This window comes from Domibacillus robiginosus (assembly GCF_000966195.1).
Classification (GTDB): domain Bacteria; phylum Bacillota; class Bacilli; order Bacillales; family Domibacillaceae; genus Domibacillus; species Domibacillus robiginosus.
Window position 1 is genome coordinate 444,716 of the sequence record NZ_LAHL01000003.1, and the last position, 15,135, is coordinate 459,850.

A 15,135-nucleotide genomic window follows, 5' to 3' on the forward strand; every position below is an offset into this window, starting at 1 on the left:
GGGAAACAACATGGCAATGAAAATCGGTGAAGGCAAATTTAAAGAGAACGTCAATAAAAATATAGAGGATACGTTTATGCGCGGTGCGGTAGCCAGCGCCCAGGAACGCCTCCGCACACGCCGTCTCGATGCCGCAGAAGAGCTTGGCAATTGGGAAGAATGGCGGTCGCACGGAGAGGAAATCCGTCAGCATGTACTAAATAACCTGGATTATTACTTACACGAGCTGGCGGAAAACCTTCAAAAGCGGGGCGGACATGTGTTTTTCGCCGAAACAGCGGATGAAGCAAACCGGTATATCAGTGAGGTTGTAAAAGCCAATGGCGGGAAAAAAATTCTGAAAGCCAAATCGATGGTCACAGAAGAAATTGGCTTGAACGGAGTGCTTGAAGAAGAAGGCTGCGAAGTGATCGAAACGGACCTGGGCGAATATATCCTGCAGCTTGATGAGCACGATCCGCCATCTCATCTCGTTGCACCAGCGCTTCACAAAAACAAGGAGCAAATCCGGGACGTTTTCACCCAGAAGCTTGATTACAAGATGACCTCCAAGCCAGAGGAGCTGGCCCTTTACGCGCGTGAAAAACTGCGTCAGGAATTTTTGAGCGCAGATATTGGCATTACCGGCTGCAACTTTGCCATTGCCGAGTCCGGCTCGGTGGGTCTTGTAACCAATGAAGGAAATGCCGGTCTTGTCTCGGACCTGCCCAAAACACAAGTCGTGGTAATGGGCATGGAGCGGATTGTGCCGACCTTTGAAGAGTTTGAAGTGCTTGTTGGCCTTTTGACACGCAGTGCGGTTGGACAAAAGTTGACGAGCTACATCACAACTCTGTCAGGCCCCCGCGAAGAAGGAGATGCGGATGGGCCGGAAGAATTTCACCTTGTCATCGTGGATAATGGACGTTCCAAGATTTTAGGCACAGAATTTCAGTCTGTTCTGCAATGTATCCGCTGTGCTGCCTGTATTAATGTTTGTCCGGTATACCGGCACATCGGCGGCCATTCATACAATTCCATTTATCCAGGGCCGATTGGAGCAGTGCTCACACCGCTTCTTGGCGGCTATGATGATTTTAAAGATCTTCCATATGCTTCGACTCTTTGTGCCGCCTGTACAGATGCGTGCCCGGTGAAAATTCCACTGCATGAACTGCTGCACAAGCACCGCCAGGTTATTGTGGAAAGGGAGGGGCGGGCGCCGGTATCCGAAAAGCTTGCCATGAAAGCATTTGGACTTGGGGCGGCATCGAATCCGATGTACGCCGCAGGCTCAAAGATGGCTGCTGCGATGATGAAGCCGTTTACAAAAAATGACCGCATTTCAAACGGACCAGGCCCTTTGAAAGCATGGACAGAAATTCGGGAGTTTCCGGCGCCGAATAGAGAGCGGTTCCGTGACTGGTTTAAGCAGCACGAAAAAGGAGGCGGCGAACAGTGATTCACTATCGGGATTCATTTTTAAATAATGTGGCGAGGCAGCTTGGTCGCAGTCCCAATACAAGTGTAAAGCCGGAGCGCAGCTGGCAGTTTCGCCCACAGGATAAAACGCTGACGGACAGGAACCAGGATGAACTTCTGACGGTGCTGCGCGATCAGTGCCGGCTCATTCATACCGAATTGATTGAAACAACAAGCAGTAAGCTGTCGGAAGTACTAGAGGCAACTGTTACCTTATACGGCGGTGGACCGATTTCAATCTGGCAGGACGAGCGCTTTACCGAATTTGGCCTTGATACGCTGGTGAACGAAACATGGCCAGCCCGTTATGTCGAGGTAAACGAGTGGAGAGCGGAACGCGGCCGTGAAAATATTGCGCAGGCAGAAAGGGCGAATATCGGTATTACCTTCAGTGATATCACCCTGGCGGAATCGGGCACAGTTGTCTTATTTGCGGGGGGTGGAAAAGGACGCTCGGTCAGCCTGCTGCCGCGTAATTACATTGCGCTTGTGCCTAAAAGCACGATTGTGCCCCGCATGACACAGGCAGCGCAGGAAATTTCCCGTCGTGTGCAGGCAGGTGAAACCATTTCATCATGCATCAATTTCATTACCGGTCCGAGTAATTCTGCTGACATTGAAATGAATCTTGTTGTTGGCGTACATGGTCCTGTAAAAGCAGCGTATATTGTGATCGAAGACCGATGATGCCTGCGCTGACAAAGCGGGTTTTGCCCTACTGGGTAAAGCCGGCTTTTATTTGTTATTTATCCCTCTGCCTATTGAAAAGGGTAGAATTCGGATATTTATTATACATACGTTTATAATGAAGGTGAAAGGGGCAAATCGTTAACAAAAAGCTCTGGCAGCGATGTCACGCGCAAAGGAGAATAACCATGATTAAACATGTACTATTTGATGGGAAAGAAGCGATTCAAGCGTCCAACGATTATCTTCAATTATTAATGATTCCGTCGTTTGGCAGCAATGTGATTTCATTAGTAGAAATGAAAACGGGGAAAGAGCTGCTTGTAAAGCCAGACTCCTTCACAGCATTAAGCGAAAATCCGATGCTGAATGGAATCCCCGTTTTGTTTCCACCGAATCGGATTGAAAATGCCGCCTTTACGTTTAATGGCACTGTTCATCAATTTCCGATCAATGAAATAGATAAGCATCATATCCATGGCTTTGTGTACAACCAGCCGTGGCAGGTCATAGGTGAAAAAGAAGAGGGCGGCGTTGTGACCATTGAAACGATGATCGAGCTTGACCAACCGGCCATTTATAACGGAGCTTCTATTACGTTAACGTATGAGCTTGAAGGCGCTGTTTTACGTCAAAAAGCGACTGTCAGGAACAATGGGGACCAAGCATTTCCATGGGGACTTGGCTATCATACGTCCTTTTTATTTGACGAAAAGCACGCTTCTTTTTCATTGACGAAAAAAAGCCAGTGGATTCTGACGGATGAAGCCATTCCGACGGGTGAACAAGTACCGGGTGAGCCGATGAAGGAAATAAGTCTGCAGGCGATGCCGCTTGATGATGCTTATGCTGCTTTTGATGAAGGGAATGAAGCAGTCATGCATAATCGGGAAACAGGCTGCACGATTACATATCGAACGGATTCATCCTTTAAGCATTGGGTTGTTTATAATGGAAATGGCAAAGAAGGATTTGTTTGCCCGGAGCCTTATACGTGTATTACCAATGCGTTCAATATGAACCTCTCACCGGAAACGACGGGATTAAAAATCCTGCAGCCCGGTGAAGAAGATACCATAACGGCAGAAATTGAAGTGAGGGTTTAACTTAATCCGCAGTAATGCTACTGCGGATTTTTTGGTATAATGAGGAAAAGTGCTGAAAGAAGAGGAAGCTATGAAAAAATCACTCATCGACACGCTTTTAACCGAAACGCCACCGGATGACTATCTGCAAAAAGAAGCGGAAGAACTCGAAAAACGAAAGCAGTTGGAGGAGCTGCCCGCGGAAAATTGGGCTTCGAAAGGGCTTTCTCCCGAATGGACGCTTCTTGCGATGATGGCCGGATTTGCAGGTATCATGGCAGGTGTCGGATACCTGCTGATCTTTTAAGGAGATGGAAGATGAAACAAAACCGATTCCTCATGCTGGCGACTGTGTTCGTCGGCTTTCTTATTTTTGGTTTTTCAGAAAATGTAAAAGGTCCGGCTATGCCGCGCATTCAAGCAGATTTTGGGCTGGATGCCTTTCAAGTCGGTACACTTTTGGCTTTTAACTCCATTGCGTATTTGCTTGCCTGTACATTTACGGCCCAGTTAACGAGAAAATGGGGTATTAAGGTAATGAGTGCTGCGTCATTTGGTTTTATGGCGTTATCAGGTGTGTTTATTTATTTATCAACTGCCTATCGGGCGCTTGCGGGCGCTTACTTTTTTATGTATGTCGGAAACGGTATGCTGGAAATTGTGCTCGCTATTTTAAGTGCGCGTTTGTTTGTGAAAAATACCGGCATGATGATGAATTTAGCTCATTTTTTCTATGGACTCAGTTCGATTGTTGCCCCTATGCTGGCTTCAGGCTTAATGAAGCTGACTGTGGGCGGCGTCATGCTGGACTGGCGCGGAATGTATCTTATTGTGATGCTGCTTTCGCTTATTCCAATGATTCCTGCTCTGGCAAGCCGGTTTCCAGAAGAAGAGGTGCATCCTGAACAGCGAATACCGGTTCAGACGCTTGCACGTGATCCGGTTCTATGGCTGATTGTGCTTATTCTGTCTTTCGGCGTTGTAGCAGAAATGTCTGTGGGCGGCTGGCTTGTAAATTTTTTAGAAAAAGCCTATAACTGGACGAACGCAGATGCCTCTCAAATGTTATCCATTTTCTTTTTGTTTTTTACTTTTTCACGTTTGTTTTTGGGACCGATCACTGATCGAATCGGTTTTACCCTCTCTCTCATTTTGTTCGGTGCACTCTCGGCGGGGCTGACCTTTATCGGTATTGCTGCTGGTGAGCCAGGAGCGCTTCTGCTGGCAGCGGCTGGTATCGGTATCGCGCCCGTTTATCCAACGGTTATGGCCATGATTGCCCGGCGCTATCGCCAAAACAGTGACACAGCCATTACATTTGTTGTGACCATCATGGGTATCTTCACCGTTTTAGGAAATATAGTGATTGGCGCCATTATTACAGCCGTAACGGATTATGCAGGAACGGGTCTGGGAATTGTGCGAGGCATGCAGGCCGGTTATCTGTTTATCGGCGCATGTGCCCTGCTGAGTGCTCTCTTCAGCTTTGTTTTGTATGTTTATTTACAGAAACAAAAGGAAGTTATATAGAAACGGATTTTTGCAGTAAAGGAGAGGGAGCGGTTGAAAGAGTCGATTGTCTCATTAACAAGAAAGCTGATTGAATTTCGTACTGTGGAAAAAGATCGGATTAACGCGGCAGCAGAATACTGTGCGGAGTGGCTTGCGGCCAACGGCGTCCAGGCGAGAGTGATTAACAATGAAGGCTTAAAAAGCGTTGTTTCCGTTATTGGCAAGGAAGGTCCGACCGTCATCTTAAATGGTCACCTTGACGTTGTGCCAGCGGGTCCTGACCAATTTATCCCGTATGTGGCAGATGGAAAGCTATATGGACGCGGCAGCTTTGATATGCTTGGCTCGGTCGCGGTCATGATGCATGTAATGGCGGAGCTTGTGCAGGAGGAAGAATTGCCATGTAAAGTGATGCTTGCACTTGTTCCAGATGAAGAAAAAGGAGGACAGAAAGGAACCGGATACTTAGTAGAGCATGGATTGCTTGGAGACGTGGTTATATGCGGGGAAACAACAAACCTTGATATTGCCGTGCAGGCAAAAGGAGTGCTGCAGGTGGAAATAAAGGTCGAAGGTGTCTCCGCCCATGGAAGCCGTCCATGGCTTGGCGATAACGCGATTTTAAATGCAGTTGAAACGTATAAGCGCATTGAAGAGCTTCCCGTTTTCAGTGTCAGTACACCATATTTTGAGCATCCGTCGCTCAATCTGGCCCGAATCAAAGCAGGACAAGCGATCAATCAAGTGCCGGACTGCTGTATCATGGATCTTGATATTCGGTATCTGCCCGGACAAGACCCGGCAGTGCTGCTTAAAGAAATAAAAGGGGTTGTGAACGGAACGATTCGGGTATTAAGTGAAGGAGAACCGGTACAAACGAATCCTGACCATCCTCTGATTGTCCGTCTTCAGCAGGCAGCAGCACACATATGCGGGCGCAATGTTGAAATGTTTGGCCAGCACGGGGCAGCGGATACACGGTTTTATGCAGCCCGTGGCATTCCCGCTGTGGAATTCGGTCCTTGCGGCGCAAATCACCACGGTAAAAATGAATACGTAGAGACCGATTCACTTGTTACATTCAAAGAAATTTTAACCGATTATATTTTTCGGTTTTAAAAAAAGCGGCTGCCCGAATAGGACAGCCGCTTCAGTGTGTAAACAAAGTCTTTCGCTTTTAAACAAGGAGCCGATAAGTGAAGCCTGCCGGACTTCGCGCACCCTAAGGCAGTGCGGGAGTTCCTTCGGCTTGCGCCTGCGGGGTCTCCCAACTCACTGTACTTCCTACAGGAGCCTTCGTCCGGCAGGCTTCACCAAGTGGTGTTGAAGGTCAATCAGCCAAGGACTGGATAGACATTTTTTCTTTCTTTAAAAAGAAAAAATACGACTTTTTTAGCTTTATATACCCCTGGTGCAAGCCACTTGGCGACGGAAGGGCCGCGCAGACTCTTATGGGACGAGCGGGCAGCCGAGGCCAAGCGCAGTCGGGCTCAGCGCCTGCCCCATGGAAAGCGGAGCTGCCCGGACGCCGCCGCTTGTTTATAAAATAGGGGACAGCAGACGGGCGAGGGATTCCCCGATACGCTTTAAAAAAGTACGGTGTTCAAAGCGTTCGCGTGTAACCGGCACGGAGTCGGCAAAATCACGGAGAAAGTCCACTTCAATTTTTTCAACTGCCGGGGTGCGGTTATATAAAAAAGTCATCAGTTCATGATTTAACCGGAAGCTGCGCACATCGAAATTTGCTGTTCCTACAATAGCATGCACATTGTCAATCAGGAGCACCTTTGCATGGGTAAACGAGTCATCGCGGTAAGCAAACACTTTAACACCGGCGCTAAGCAAGTCTTTAAAATAGGAATTCGTGCCATAGAAAGAAACTGCTCTGTCTCCTTTTCCTGGTACAATGACACGTACATCTTTTCCGCTTCGAGCAGCCACCCGAATCGCCGCCAGTGCTTCATCATCCGGCACGAAATATGGGGTAGTAAGCCAAATGGATTTTTCAGCAGACTGAATCATTTCCAGCATGGCATCCCGCACATCGCGCTCCTCATTATAAGGACCGCCATAAACAGTTTGAACCATCTCATCCGCTTCATGTACTTTAGAGGGAAAATAGGCTTTGAATCGAAACGACTCTTTGAGTTCATCAAGCAGGGAGGTTTTCGCTCCCGTCGCGTGGATCCAGTCGGTTATAAACGCTTCCTGCAGCTGATGAACAGCCGGTCCTTGTACCCGTATATGGGTATCCCGCCATTTTGTGAATTGAGGGGAGTGGTTGCAGTATTCTTCTCCAACATTTAGTCCACCTGTAAACCCAGTATGTCCATCTACCACCACCATTTTTCGATGGTTGCGAAGGTTGGCCGTCCGCGTGAGCCAGGGCGAGATAATCGAATCAAATGCATAAGCTTCTACTCCCGCATCCCGCATCGGTTTAACAAAGGATTTTGGAAGGCTTGAGCAGCCGAGGCCATCAAAAAGAAATCGAACATGAACACCTGCTTTTGACCGCTCAATGAGCGCATCACGGATTTGAACAGAAATCGCGTCATCCCGGAAAATATAATATTGAATATGAATATGGTGTTCCGCATGGCGGATCGCGTCTAAAATAGCGGGAAACTTTTCTTCGCCATTTGTTAATACGTCCACTTTATTTCCAGACAGCGCTTCAAAACCGGTCATATTCCGGATGTTTTTTGCTTCCGGAAGCTGGTTGGATACATCCCATTCTTTTCCTGAGTGACGCATAGTAGTAATAAACTTAACCGTTTCTGAGACAACCTGCTTTGGAAGCAGACGTCTTCTTGGATCACGCCCAAATACTGCATATAAAACGGCCCCCGCAAGCGGAAAGGCAAGCACAACTGCACTCCACGCCACCTTTGAATTGGTCCCGCGTGAATCAAATAAAAGTAAATTTATTACAACCAAAACGGAAACCCCAATGGCTAAATACGTAAAGGCGACCGATAGCTCATTGGAGTAAAATCGAATAGAAAAATAAACCAGGCTGATAAAGGTAATGAGTACAAATAACTGAACAATTTTTTCTCTCATGGCTGTCACATCCTTTTCCAGTGCTTGTCCACGGTGAATACCATCCCCAAAAAAGCACACAATCAACGTTTCCATTAGTTTACCCAAAAATTTCATTCATGCGACCATTGATATTTAAAAAAAGGTGGCGTATAGTTTAAGTATCATTGATGAATGAGTATTCATTCAATAAAGGGGGCACATTTGTGATTCAGCATATCCGTAGAGCGGCCGTGATTGGATCAGGTGTTATGGGCTCAGGCATTGCCGCGCATCTCGCAAATGCCGGCATTCCCGTTTTACTGCTTGATAGGGTTTTGGGAGGAGAGAAAAACCGCAATTGTCTTTCCGAGAGAGCCGTACAGGAGCTGTTTTGGCAAAAACCGGCCCCGCTTGCTGTAAAGGGTTACGCTGCCTTAATCACAGCAGGAAACCTTGACGATGACGCAGGCAAGCTTGCGGAAGCGGACTGGATTATTGAAGTAGTCGTGGAACAGCTTGATGTGAAAAAAAGTGTTTTAGCACTTGTCGATGCCCATCGTAAAGCCGGAAGCATCGTTTCTTCCAATACGTCAGGAATTTCTGTTCAAGTGATGACAGAGGAACGGAGCGATGATTTTAAAAAGCATTTTCTCGGTACACACTTTTTTAATCCACCCAGGTATTTAAAGCTGCTTGAATTGATCCCCACTCAGTACACAGACCGTTCTGTAACTGATTTTATGAAGTCATTCGGGGAAAATGTGCTCGGTAAAGGTGTGGTGCTCGCAAAAGACACACCAAACTTTATCGCTAACCGGATCGGCACGTACGGCTTACTGAAAACCATGCAGGTAATGGATCAGATGGGCCTGTCGTTCGGAGAAGTAGATTCTATTACAGGAGCATTGATTGGCAGGCCGAAAAGTGCGACCTTCCGCACCCTTGATGTGGTCGGCATTGATACGTTTATTCATGTGGCAAAAAATGTGTACGATCAGACGAGCGGAGAAGAGCAATTGGTATTTGAAACACCGGAGTTGCTTTCAAAAATGAAGGAAAACGGCTTGCTTGGTGCAAAAGCAGGACAGGGATTTTTCAAAAAAACTGGTAAAACTGTTTTGGAGCTGAATGCAAAAACGATGGAATACGGTGTACGGCAAAGAATGAAAGCGAATTCAATAGAACGATCGAAGCAGCAGAAAGGCTCAGACAGGTGGCGCACTCTTGTGTATGCCAACGATGATGCCGGGACATTTTTATGGCAAATCATCGCACCGCTGCTTCTTTACTCGGCAGAGCTGACCAGAACAATTGCAGATGACATTGTCTCGATTGACCGGGCTATGAAATGGGGGTTTGGCTGGAAGGAAGGCCCCTTTGAAATATGGGATCAAATCGGTCTGGCTCAGTCGCTGGAAAAAATGGAAGTGCAGGGACTGAAGGTGCCGGACTGGGTCAAAGAAGTAAAGGATTCGTTTTACGTAGAAAACCGTTATTATGATCCTGTGACAAAGGTCTATAAGCCTGTAAGCGAGGATAAAAAAGTCATTTACCTGCCCAGAGGAACGGATGTAATAAAAGAAAACAGCGGGGCAAGGCTGCATGATATCGGCGATGGAGCGGCACTTCTCCAGTTCACCTCTCCAAATAATGCGATTGGCCTTGATATTATTCAAATGATAAATGCATCTATAGAGGAGGTGGAACGAAACTATCAAGCACTTGTGATCGGCAACCGGGGTAAAAACTTTTGTGTCGGTGCTAATCTCGGCCTTATGTTAATGGCTGCACAGGATGATGACCTCTGGGAAATTGAAGCGACTGTCAAACAGTTCCAGCAGGCGATGATGAACATAAAATACAGTGCAAAGCCTGTTGTAGCGGCACCATTTGGTATGACGCTCGGCGGAGGAGCGGAAGTGTGCCTGCCGGCCGCACACATTCAAGCCGCGCATGAAACCTACATGGGGCTGGTGGAGGCTGGTGTGGGTCTGATTCCAGGTGGAGGCGGCAATAAAGAGCTGTACATTCGCTGTTTGAACCAAATGCCCGAGAAGGATCTTCAGGCAGCGGCCAATAAAGTGTTTGAAACCATTGCCATGGCCAGGGTATCCACTTCGGCGGCAGAAGCTCGCGAACGCGGTTTTCTTTACCAGTCCGACGGTATCAGCATGAACGGAGATTACCTTCTTTATGAAGCGAAAAAAGCGGCTCTTTATTTGGCGGAAACCGGCTATCGCGCGCCTGTTCAAAAAAAAATACCTGTCACGGGAGAAACCGGTTATGCGACGATGCTGATGGGCGCTCAGTCGATGCATACGGCCGGCTTTATTTCCGATCATGACCTGGAGATTGCCAGGAAATTGGCCTGGGTAATTGCAGGCGGCGGCGTGCCGTTCGGAACAGAAGTGGAGGAAGAGTATTTGCTGGAGCTTGAGCGTGCGGCTTTTCTACAGCTGGCTGCCATGCCAAAAACCCAGCATCGTATGCAGCATATGCTTCTAAAAGGCAAGCCACTTCGCAATTAAGGAGGAAGTGCAATGAAAGAAGCTGTTATTGTAGCAGGAGCGCGTACACCGATCGGCCGTGCTAAAAAAGGAACACTCCGGCATACGCGGCCGGACGATCTCGGTGCGCTCGTTGTACGGGAAACGCTGAAGCGGGCAGGAGAATACAGTGGAGAAATTGATGATGTTATTATTGGCTGTGCGATGCCTGAAGCCGAACAGGGATTAAATGTTGCCCGCAACATCAGCGCTCTTGCTGGCCTGTCGTATGAAGTGCCGGCCGTCACCATTAACCGGTACTGCTCGTCTGGCCTTCAATCCATAGCTTACGCAGCCGAACGGATTATGCTCGGTCATGCCCGTGCCATCGTTGCCGGCGGAGTGGAGTCGATGAGCCTTGTACCGATGATGGGTCATGTAGCCCGGCTTAACATTAAAATTGCTGAAGAAATGCCGCAGTATTATATGTCAATGGGCCATACCGCAGAAGAAGTCGCCAGGAAGTATGGCATTTCCCGTGAAGACCAGGATTCATTTGCCGTTCAAAGCCATCAAAAAGCAAGCCGTGCCATAGAATCAGGAAAATTTAATGATGAAATTGTACCGGTAGATGTGACATTTCGGCATGTAGGAGACGATTTGCGCGTGCAGGAGAAGCAGGTTACTTTTTCGATGGATGAGGGCGTACGCCCCGATACGTCTATGGAAGCACTTGCGAAACTCCGGCCCGCTTTTTCGGCTTCTGGCTCCGTCACAGCAGGTAATGCTTCACAGACCTCAGATGGAGCCGCAGCCATCCTGGTCATGGAAAGGGAGCAGGCGGAAGCTCTTGGCTTAACACCGCTTGCCAGATTTCGCTCTTTCGCGGTTGCAGGTGTGCCGCCGGAAATAATGGGTATCGGTCCGGTCGCTGCTGTGCCAAAAGCGCTGAAAATGGCCGGCCTTGAGCTTGCGGATATTGATTTGTTTGAGTTGAATGAGGCATTTGCTTCCCAATCTATTGGTGTGATCCGGGAGCTGGGTCTTGATGAGGAAAAAGTGAATGTAAACGGCGGGGCGATCGCGCTTGGCCATCCGCTTGGCTGCACCGGCACAAAGCTAACACTCACACTCATACATGAACTGGCGCGGCAGGGAGGACAATTCGGCGTTGTCACGATGTGTATAGGAGGCGGAATGGGGGCCGCCGGGGTAGTTGAACGGATTACGTAAAAGGGGGATAAAATCATGTCAGTAAAAGGTGGTTCCTTTTTGATCGAAGACGTTTCATGCAGGGCAGTATTTACCCCGGAAGAATTTTCAGACGAGCAGAAAATGATTGCTAAAACAACAGAAGAGTTCGTCATGAACAGCGTGATGCCTCAACTGCCATACCTTGAAAAACACGAATTTGACCGGTCCGTAAAACTACTGCAGGAAGCAGGTGAGCTGGGATTGCTTGCTGCTGATGTTCCAGAAGAGTATGGCGGTTTGAGCCTGGATAAAGTGAGTTCAGCTCTTATTGCTGAAAAGCTGGCAGCTGCAGGCGGATTTTCTATTTCCCACGGGGCTCACGTTGGCATTGGCACACTGCCAATCGTTTTATTTGGCAGCGAAGAGCAAAAAAAAGCGTATCTCCCGGACCTTGCTGCTGGCACCCGGTTTGCCGCCTACGCGCTGACAGAGCCCGGCTCCGGCTCGGACGCCCTCGGTGCCAAAACGACCGCCCGGTTGAACGAAGCGGGAACTCATTACGTATTGAATGGTGAAAAGCAATGGATTACCAACTCCGCTTTTGCAGATGTGTTTGTTGTTTATGCCAAAATTGATGGGGAGCAGTTTTCAGCTTTTATCGTTGAAAAGGGTTATCCAGGCGTCTCAACCGGTGCGGAAGAAGAAAAAATGGGTATTAAAAGCTCTTCTACAAGGACGCTTATTTTATCGGATGCGCAGGTGCCGGCAGAAAACCTCCTTGGTGAAGCGGGACGTGGTCACATCATTGCTTTTAATATTTTAAACATTGGCCGCTATAAGCTCGGTGTGGGAGCTGTGGGCAGTGCCAAGCGGGCGCTCGATATTTCCTTGAAATACGCATCGGAACGAAAACAATTTAAAACACCTATTGCCCAGTTTCCCTTAATCAAAGAAAAGTTTGGAACGATGGCCGCCAGACTGTATGCGGCAGAAAGTTCGGTTTATCGGACGGTCGGTCTTTTTGAAGAGCGAATGAACAGTTTGACTGCTGAAGAACAAAAAAATGGAAGGGCAGTGGCTTCCGCTATCGCGGAATATGCCATCGAGTGCTCGCTTGGCAAGGTGTTTGGCTCTGAAGTACTGGATTACACGGTGGATGAAGGTGTACAGATTCACGGCGGCTACGGGTTTATGGAAGAATATGAAATTGCCCGCATGTATCGGGATTCCCGTATTAATCGCATTTTTGAAGGCACCAACGAAATCAACAGGCTGCTGGTGCCAGGTACATTGGTGAAAAAAGCCATAAAAGGGGAACTGCCGCTGTTTGAGAGAGCCAAACAGCTTCAGGACGAAATCATGATGCTTATGCCGCAGGAGCCAGGAGATGGGGTGCTTTCCCAAGAAAAAATGCTGGTACAAAGCGCTAAAAAGATAACGCTGCTCGCTGCTGGACTCGCCTCTCAAACATACGGAAAAGCGCTCGAATCCGAACAGGAGGTGCTTGCCAACATCGCTGACCTCATCAGTCTTGTTTATGCTATGGAATCAGCTGTGCTGCGAACAGAAAAAGCGATTCAAGCATCGGGAGAGGAAAAACACCATCAGAAAGTGCTTTACACGGAGATTTTCTGCCAGGAAGCATTTAACGATATTGAGTCTCATGCAAAAGAAACACTTGTTGCGATCCAATCGGGTGACTCTCTGCGCATGATGCTGTCCGTGCTGAAAAAACTTGGTCGCCATACACCGATCAATGTGATTGCAAAAAAACGTGAAGCCGCCGACCGGCTGAATCAGTCCCTTAAGTATATAGTTTAATAAGCCGCCGCCTCTTTTATGAGAGGCGGTTTTTTGATAAAATAGCCCTGTTCTGCCATCGTCTGCCGGTAGTCCGTTTTGGAAAAAAAGGATTTTAGACGATCGTGACGAAATGGATTGTGATGAGGTGATAAGAAGTGAAATTTTATTGGTATCCAAAATGCGGAACGTGCCGCAATGCAAAAAAATGGCTGGACGCGCATAGCATTTCGTATGAGGCTATTCATATTGTAGAGTCACCGCCTTCGAAAGCGGAGCTAAAAGATGCGTACCAAAAAAGCGGTCTGCCGCTTAAAAAGTTTTTTAATACAAGTGGCCAAAAATACCGAGAGCTTGGTTTAAAGGATAAAGTTGCAACGGCATCTGAAGAAGAACTGCTTGATTTGCTTGCTTCAGACGGTATGCTGATTAAACGACCGCTCGCAATTGACGGTGAAAAAGTAACAGTAGGCTTTAAAGAAGAAGATTACGCACAAAAATGGCAGTGATTTCTTGCTTTCCGGGCTAATAATCAGTAAAGTGTAAAGTATAATTAGTTTAATCTGGAGGTACATACACATGAGCTTACCTAAAGAGCTTCGTTATTCTGAAGAACACGAATGGGTAAAACAAGAAGATGGGAAAGTGCGCATCGGTATTACTGATTTTGCTCAATCAGAGCTTGGTGATATCGTCTTTGTTGAGCTTCCGTCTGTTGGCGATACAGTAACAGCCGACGAGCCGTTCGGCAGCGTGGAATCCGTTAAAACAGTCTCTGAATTGTATGCACCTGTCAGCGGCACGGTAGTTGAAATTAACGAGGAACTCGATGAAAACCCTGAGTTTGTTAATGAGTCTCCGTATGAAAAAGCTTGGATGATTGTAGTGGAGCCGTCTGATGCTTCGCAAATTGACGCTTTAATGACAGCAGAGCAATATGGAGAAATGACAAAAGAAGACTAAACGTGGGGACCGGCTTGTGCCGGTCTTTTTGCTTTTGACAAATCGGGAAAATACGGATAAGCAAAAAGAATAGGAAGTGGCTGTTAGTCGTTCGGCCAAACAGGCAGCATTATTCTTTTTTGCATTTTGGGCGAAAACACGCCACAATAGAAAGTATAACGTGCAGCGGGGTGATTGGTGATGATGGCAGAAAAAACGATTATCGTCGAAGGGTCATCTGATCGTAAGCGGGTGGCTGAAATTGTCAAAGAGCCGGTGGAAATCATTTGCACAAATGGAACAATCGGCATCTCACGTCTTGATGAATTGGTGGATGAATTATTTGAAAGAGACGTTTATATTTTAGTTGATGCCGATGCATCAGGCGAAAAATTGCGCCAGCAGTTCAAGAGGGAACTTCCTCATGCCCGGCACCTCTATATTGACCGAGGCTACAAGGAAGTGGCTGCCGCGCCGCACCGGTATTTAGCTTCTCTTCTAATGGGTGCTGATATTGACGTGCGCGGTGAATATTTACAGCAGGAAGGAACACATCAGTAAATGAAAACAACCGAATCGATTCTGGCATTTACAGCCAAGCCGAAATCGGCGCTTTATGCATACACATCTATGTGCGGTACATGCCAGGTAGCGGGGAAAATGCTTGACGTTGTCGAAGCGATGAACACAGGTGTCCCGCTCGAACGTATTAACATTAATTTCCATGAACAAATAGCTCGTGATTTTCAAATTGAAAGCGTACCTTGCCTGCTTTTATTTGAACAGGGTGTATTAAAAAAGAAAATTTATGCTTTTCAGTCAGTTCCATATATATATGAAGAAATGCGGTCACTTTAACAGGCTGTCGAACAGTGTCGGAATTACAAATTGTTTTGTTGACATAGTATTCAGACGGTGGTAAAATCCATTCATAAATTAAA

At 47.4% G+C, this 15,135-nt stretch carries 14 protein-coding genes; 13 read left to right on the plus strand and 1 reads right to left on the minus strand.

From position 1 onward, the window contains the following. The first annotated feature begins 10 nt into the window (after window positions 1–10). The 6 genes from VP97_RS02900 (at window position 11) to VP97_RS02925 (ending at window position 5,864) form a co-directional block, all read left to right on the plus strand. Window positions 11–1,441 (plus strand): LutB/LldF family L-lactate oxidation iron-sulfur protein, encoded by a 1,431-nt coding sequence (locus VP97_RS02900; RefSeq protein ID WP_050180157.1) that lies wholly within the window; start codon window positions 11–13, stop codon window positions 1,439–1,441. Continuing rightward, window positions 1,438–2,148, plus strand: a complete 711-nt coding sequence (locus tag VP97_RS02905) for a LutC/YkgG family protein (RefSeq protein ID WP_050180158.1) — start codon at window positions 1,438–1,440, stop codon at window positions 2,146–2,148. The genes VP97_RS02900 and VP97_RS02905 overlap by 4 nt, the downstream gene beginning before the upstream one ends. 188 nt (window positions 2,149–2,336) lie before the next feature. Further along, the gene (locus VP97_RS02910) at window positions 2,337–3,254 is read left to right on the plus strand and encodes an aldose 1-epimerase (protein WP_050180159.1); all 918 of its coding nucleotides are present in this window, start codon (window positions 2,337–2,339) and stop codon (window positions 3,252–3,254) included. A 70-nt stretch (window positions 3,255–3,324) separates the two neighbouring features. Next, window positions 3,325–3,540 carry a hypothetical protein gene (locus VP97_RS23665; protein ID WP_156153394.1) on the plus strand — a complete coding sequence of 72 codons (216 nt, stop codon included), beginning with the start codon at window positions 3,325–3,327 and terminating at the stop codon, window positions 3,538–3,540. Between the two features lie 11 nt (window positions 3,541–3,551). Further along, window positions 3,552–4,763 (plus strand): MFS transporter, encoded by a 1,212-nt coding sequence (locus tag VP97_RS02920; protein ID WP_050180161.1) that lies wholly within the window; start codon window positions 3,552–3,554, stop codon window positions 4,761–4,763. Window positions 4,764–4,796: 33 nt separating this feature from the next. Then, the gene (locus VP97_RS02925) at window positions 4,797–5,864 is read left to right on the plus strand and encodes a M20 family metallopeptidase (protein WP_050180162.1); all 1,068 of its coding nucleotides are present in this window, start codon (window positions 4,797–4,799) and stop codon (window positions 5,862–5,864) included. Window positions 5,865–6,284: 420 nt separating this feature from the next. Here VP97_RS02925 and cls read toward each other — a convergent pair whose 3' ends face one another. Beyond that, window positions 6,285–7,886, minus strand: coding sequence for a cardiolipin synthase (cls, locus tag VP97_RS02930; RefSeq protein ID WP_245629814.1), 1,602 nt, complete (start codon window positions 7,884–7,886; stop codon window positions 6,285–6,287). 110 nt (window positions 7,887–7,996) lie between these two features. On the opposite strand from cls, the gene VP97_RS02935 reads away from it, so the two are divergent. The 7 genes from VP97_RS02935 (at window position 7,997) to VP97_RS02965 (ending at window position 15,052) form a co-directional block, all read left to right on the plus strand. Further along, window positions 7,997–10,300: a 3-hydroxyacyl-CoA dehydrogenase/enoyl-CoA hydratase family protein gene (locus VP97_RS02935; protein WP_050180163.1), complete on the plus strand. Its 2,304-nt coding sequence runs from the start codon at window positions 7,997–7,999 to the stop codon at window positions 10,298–10,300. Window positions 10,301–10,312: 12 nt separating this feature from the next. Beyond that, a complete protein-coding gene (locus VP97_RS02940) occupies window positions 10,313–11,491 on the plus strand; it encodes an acetyl-CoA C-acetyltransferase (RefSeq protein WP_050180164.1) in 1,179 nt (392 codons plus the stop codon). Window positions 11,492–11,506: 15 nt separating this feature from the next. Further along, on the plus strand, window positions 11,507–13,273 hold the full coding sequence (locus VP97_RS02945; RefSeq protein ID WP_050180165.1) for an acyl-CoA dehydrogenase family protein: 1,767 nt from the start codon (window positions 11,507–11,509) through the stop codon (window positions 13,271–13,273). A 137-nt stretch (window positions 13,274–13,410) separates the two neighbouring features. Then, window positions 13,411–13,761 carry an arsenate reductase family protein gene (locus tag VP97_RS02950; RefSeq protein ID WP_050180166.1) on the plus strand — a complete coding sequence of 117 codons (351 nt, stop codon included), beginning with the start codon at window positions 13,411–13,413 and terminating at the stop codon, window positions 13,759–13,761. A 70-nt stretch (window positions 13,762–13,831) separates the two neighbouring features. Further along, window positions 13,832–14,215: a glycine cleavage system protein GcvH gene (gene gcvH / locus VP97_RS02955; RefSeq protein WP_050180167.1), complete on the plus strand. Its 384-nt coding sequence runs from the start codon at window positions 13,832–13,834 to the stop codon at window positions 14,213–14,215. 180 nt (window positions 14,216–14,395) lie between these two features. After that, complete coding sequence (locus tag VP97_RS02960; protein ID WP_425388432.1) at window positions 14,396–14,755, plus strand: toprim domain-containing protein; 360 nt, start codon at window positions 14,396–14,398, stop codon at window positions 14,753–14,755. Further along, complete coding sequence (locus VP97_RS02965; RefSeq protein ID WP_050180169.1) at window positions 14,756–15,052, plus strand: thioredoxin family protein; 297 nt, start codon at window positions 14,756–14,758, stop codon at window positions 15,050–15,052. The last annotated feature ends 83 nt before the right edge of the window (window positions 15,053–15,135 follow it).

What these genes read in the sequence shown, in the direction of transcription:
- VP97_RS23665 (WP_156153394.1), top strand. Translation starts at nt 3,325, where the DNA reads ATGAAAAAATCACTCATCGACACGCTTTTAACCGAAACGCCACCGGAT.
- VP97_RS02940 (WP_050180164.1), top strand. Translation starts at nt 10,313, where the DNA reads ATGAAAGAAGCTGTTATTGTAGCAGGAGCGCGTACACCGATCGGCCGT.
- VP97_RS02900 (WP_050180157.1), top strand. Translation starts at nt 11, where the DNA reads ATGGCAATGAAAATCGGTGAAGGCAAATTTAAAGAGAACGTCAATAAA.
- VP97_RS02945 (WP_050180165.1), top strand. Translation starts at nt 11,507, where the DNA reads ATGTCAGTAAAAGGTGGTTCCTTTTTGATCGAAGACGTTTCATGCAGG.
- cls (WP_245629814.1), bottom strand. Translation starts at nt 7,886, where the DNA reads ATGGAAACGTTGATTGTGTGCTTTTTTGGGGATGGTATTCACCGTGGA.
- VP97_RS02920 (WP_050180161.1), top strand. Translation starts at nt 3,552, where the DNA reads ATGAAACAAAACCGATTCCTCATGCTGGCGACTGTGTTCGTCGGCTTT.
- VP97_RS02965 (WP_050180169.1), top strand. Translation starts at nt 14,756, where the DNA reads ATGAAAACAACCGAATCGATTCTGGCATTTACAGCCAAGCCGAAATCG.
- gcvH (WP_050180167.1), top strand. Translation starts at nt 13,832, where the DNA reads ATGAGCTTACCTAAAGAGCTTCGTTATTCTGAAGAACACGAATGGGTA.
- VP97_RS02910 (WP_050180159.1), top strand. Translation starts at nt 2,337, where the DNA reads ATGATTAAACATGTACTATTTGATGGGAAAGAAGCGATTCAAGCGTCC.
- VP97_RS02960 (WP_425388432.1), top strand. Translation starts at nt 14,396, where the DNA reads ATGATGGCAGAAAAAACGATTATCGTCGAAGGGTCATCTGATCGTAAG.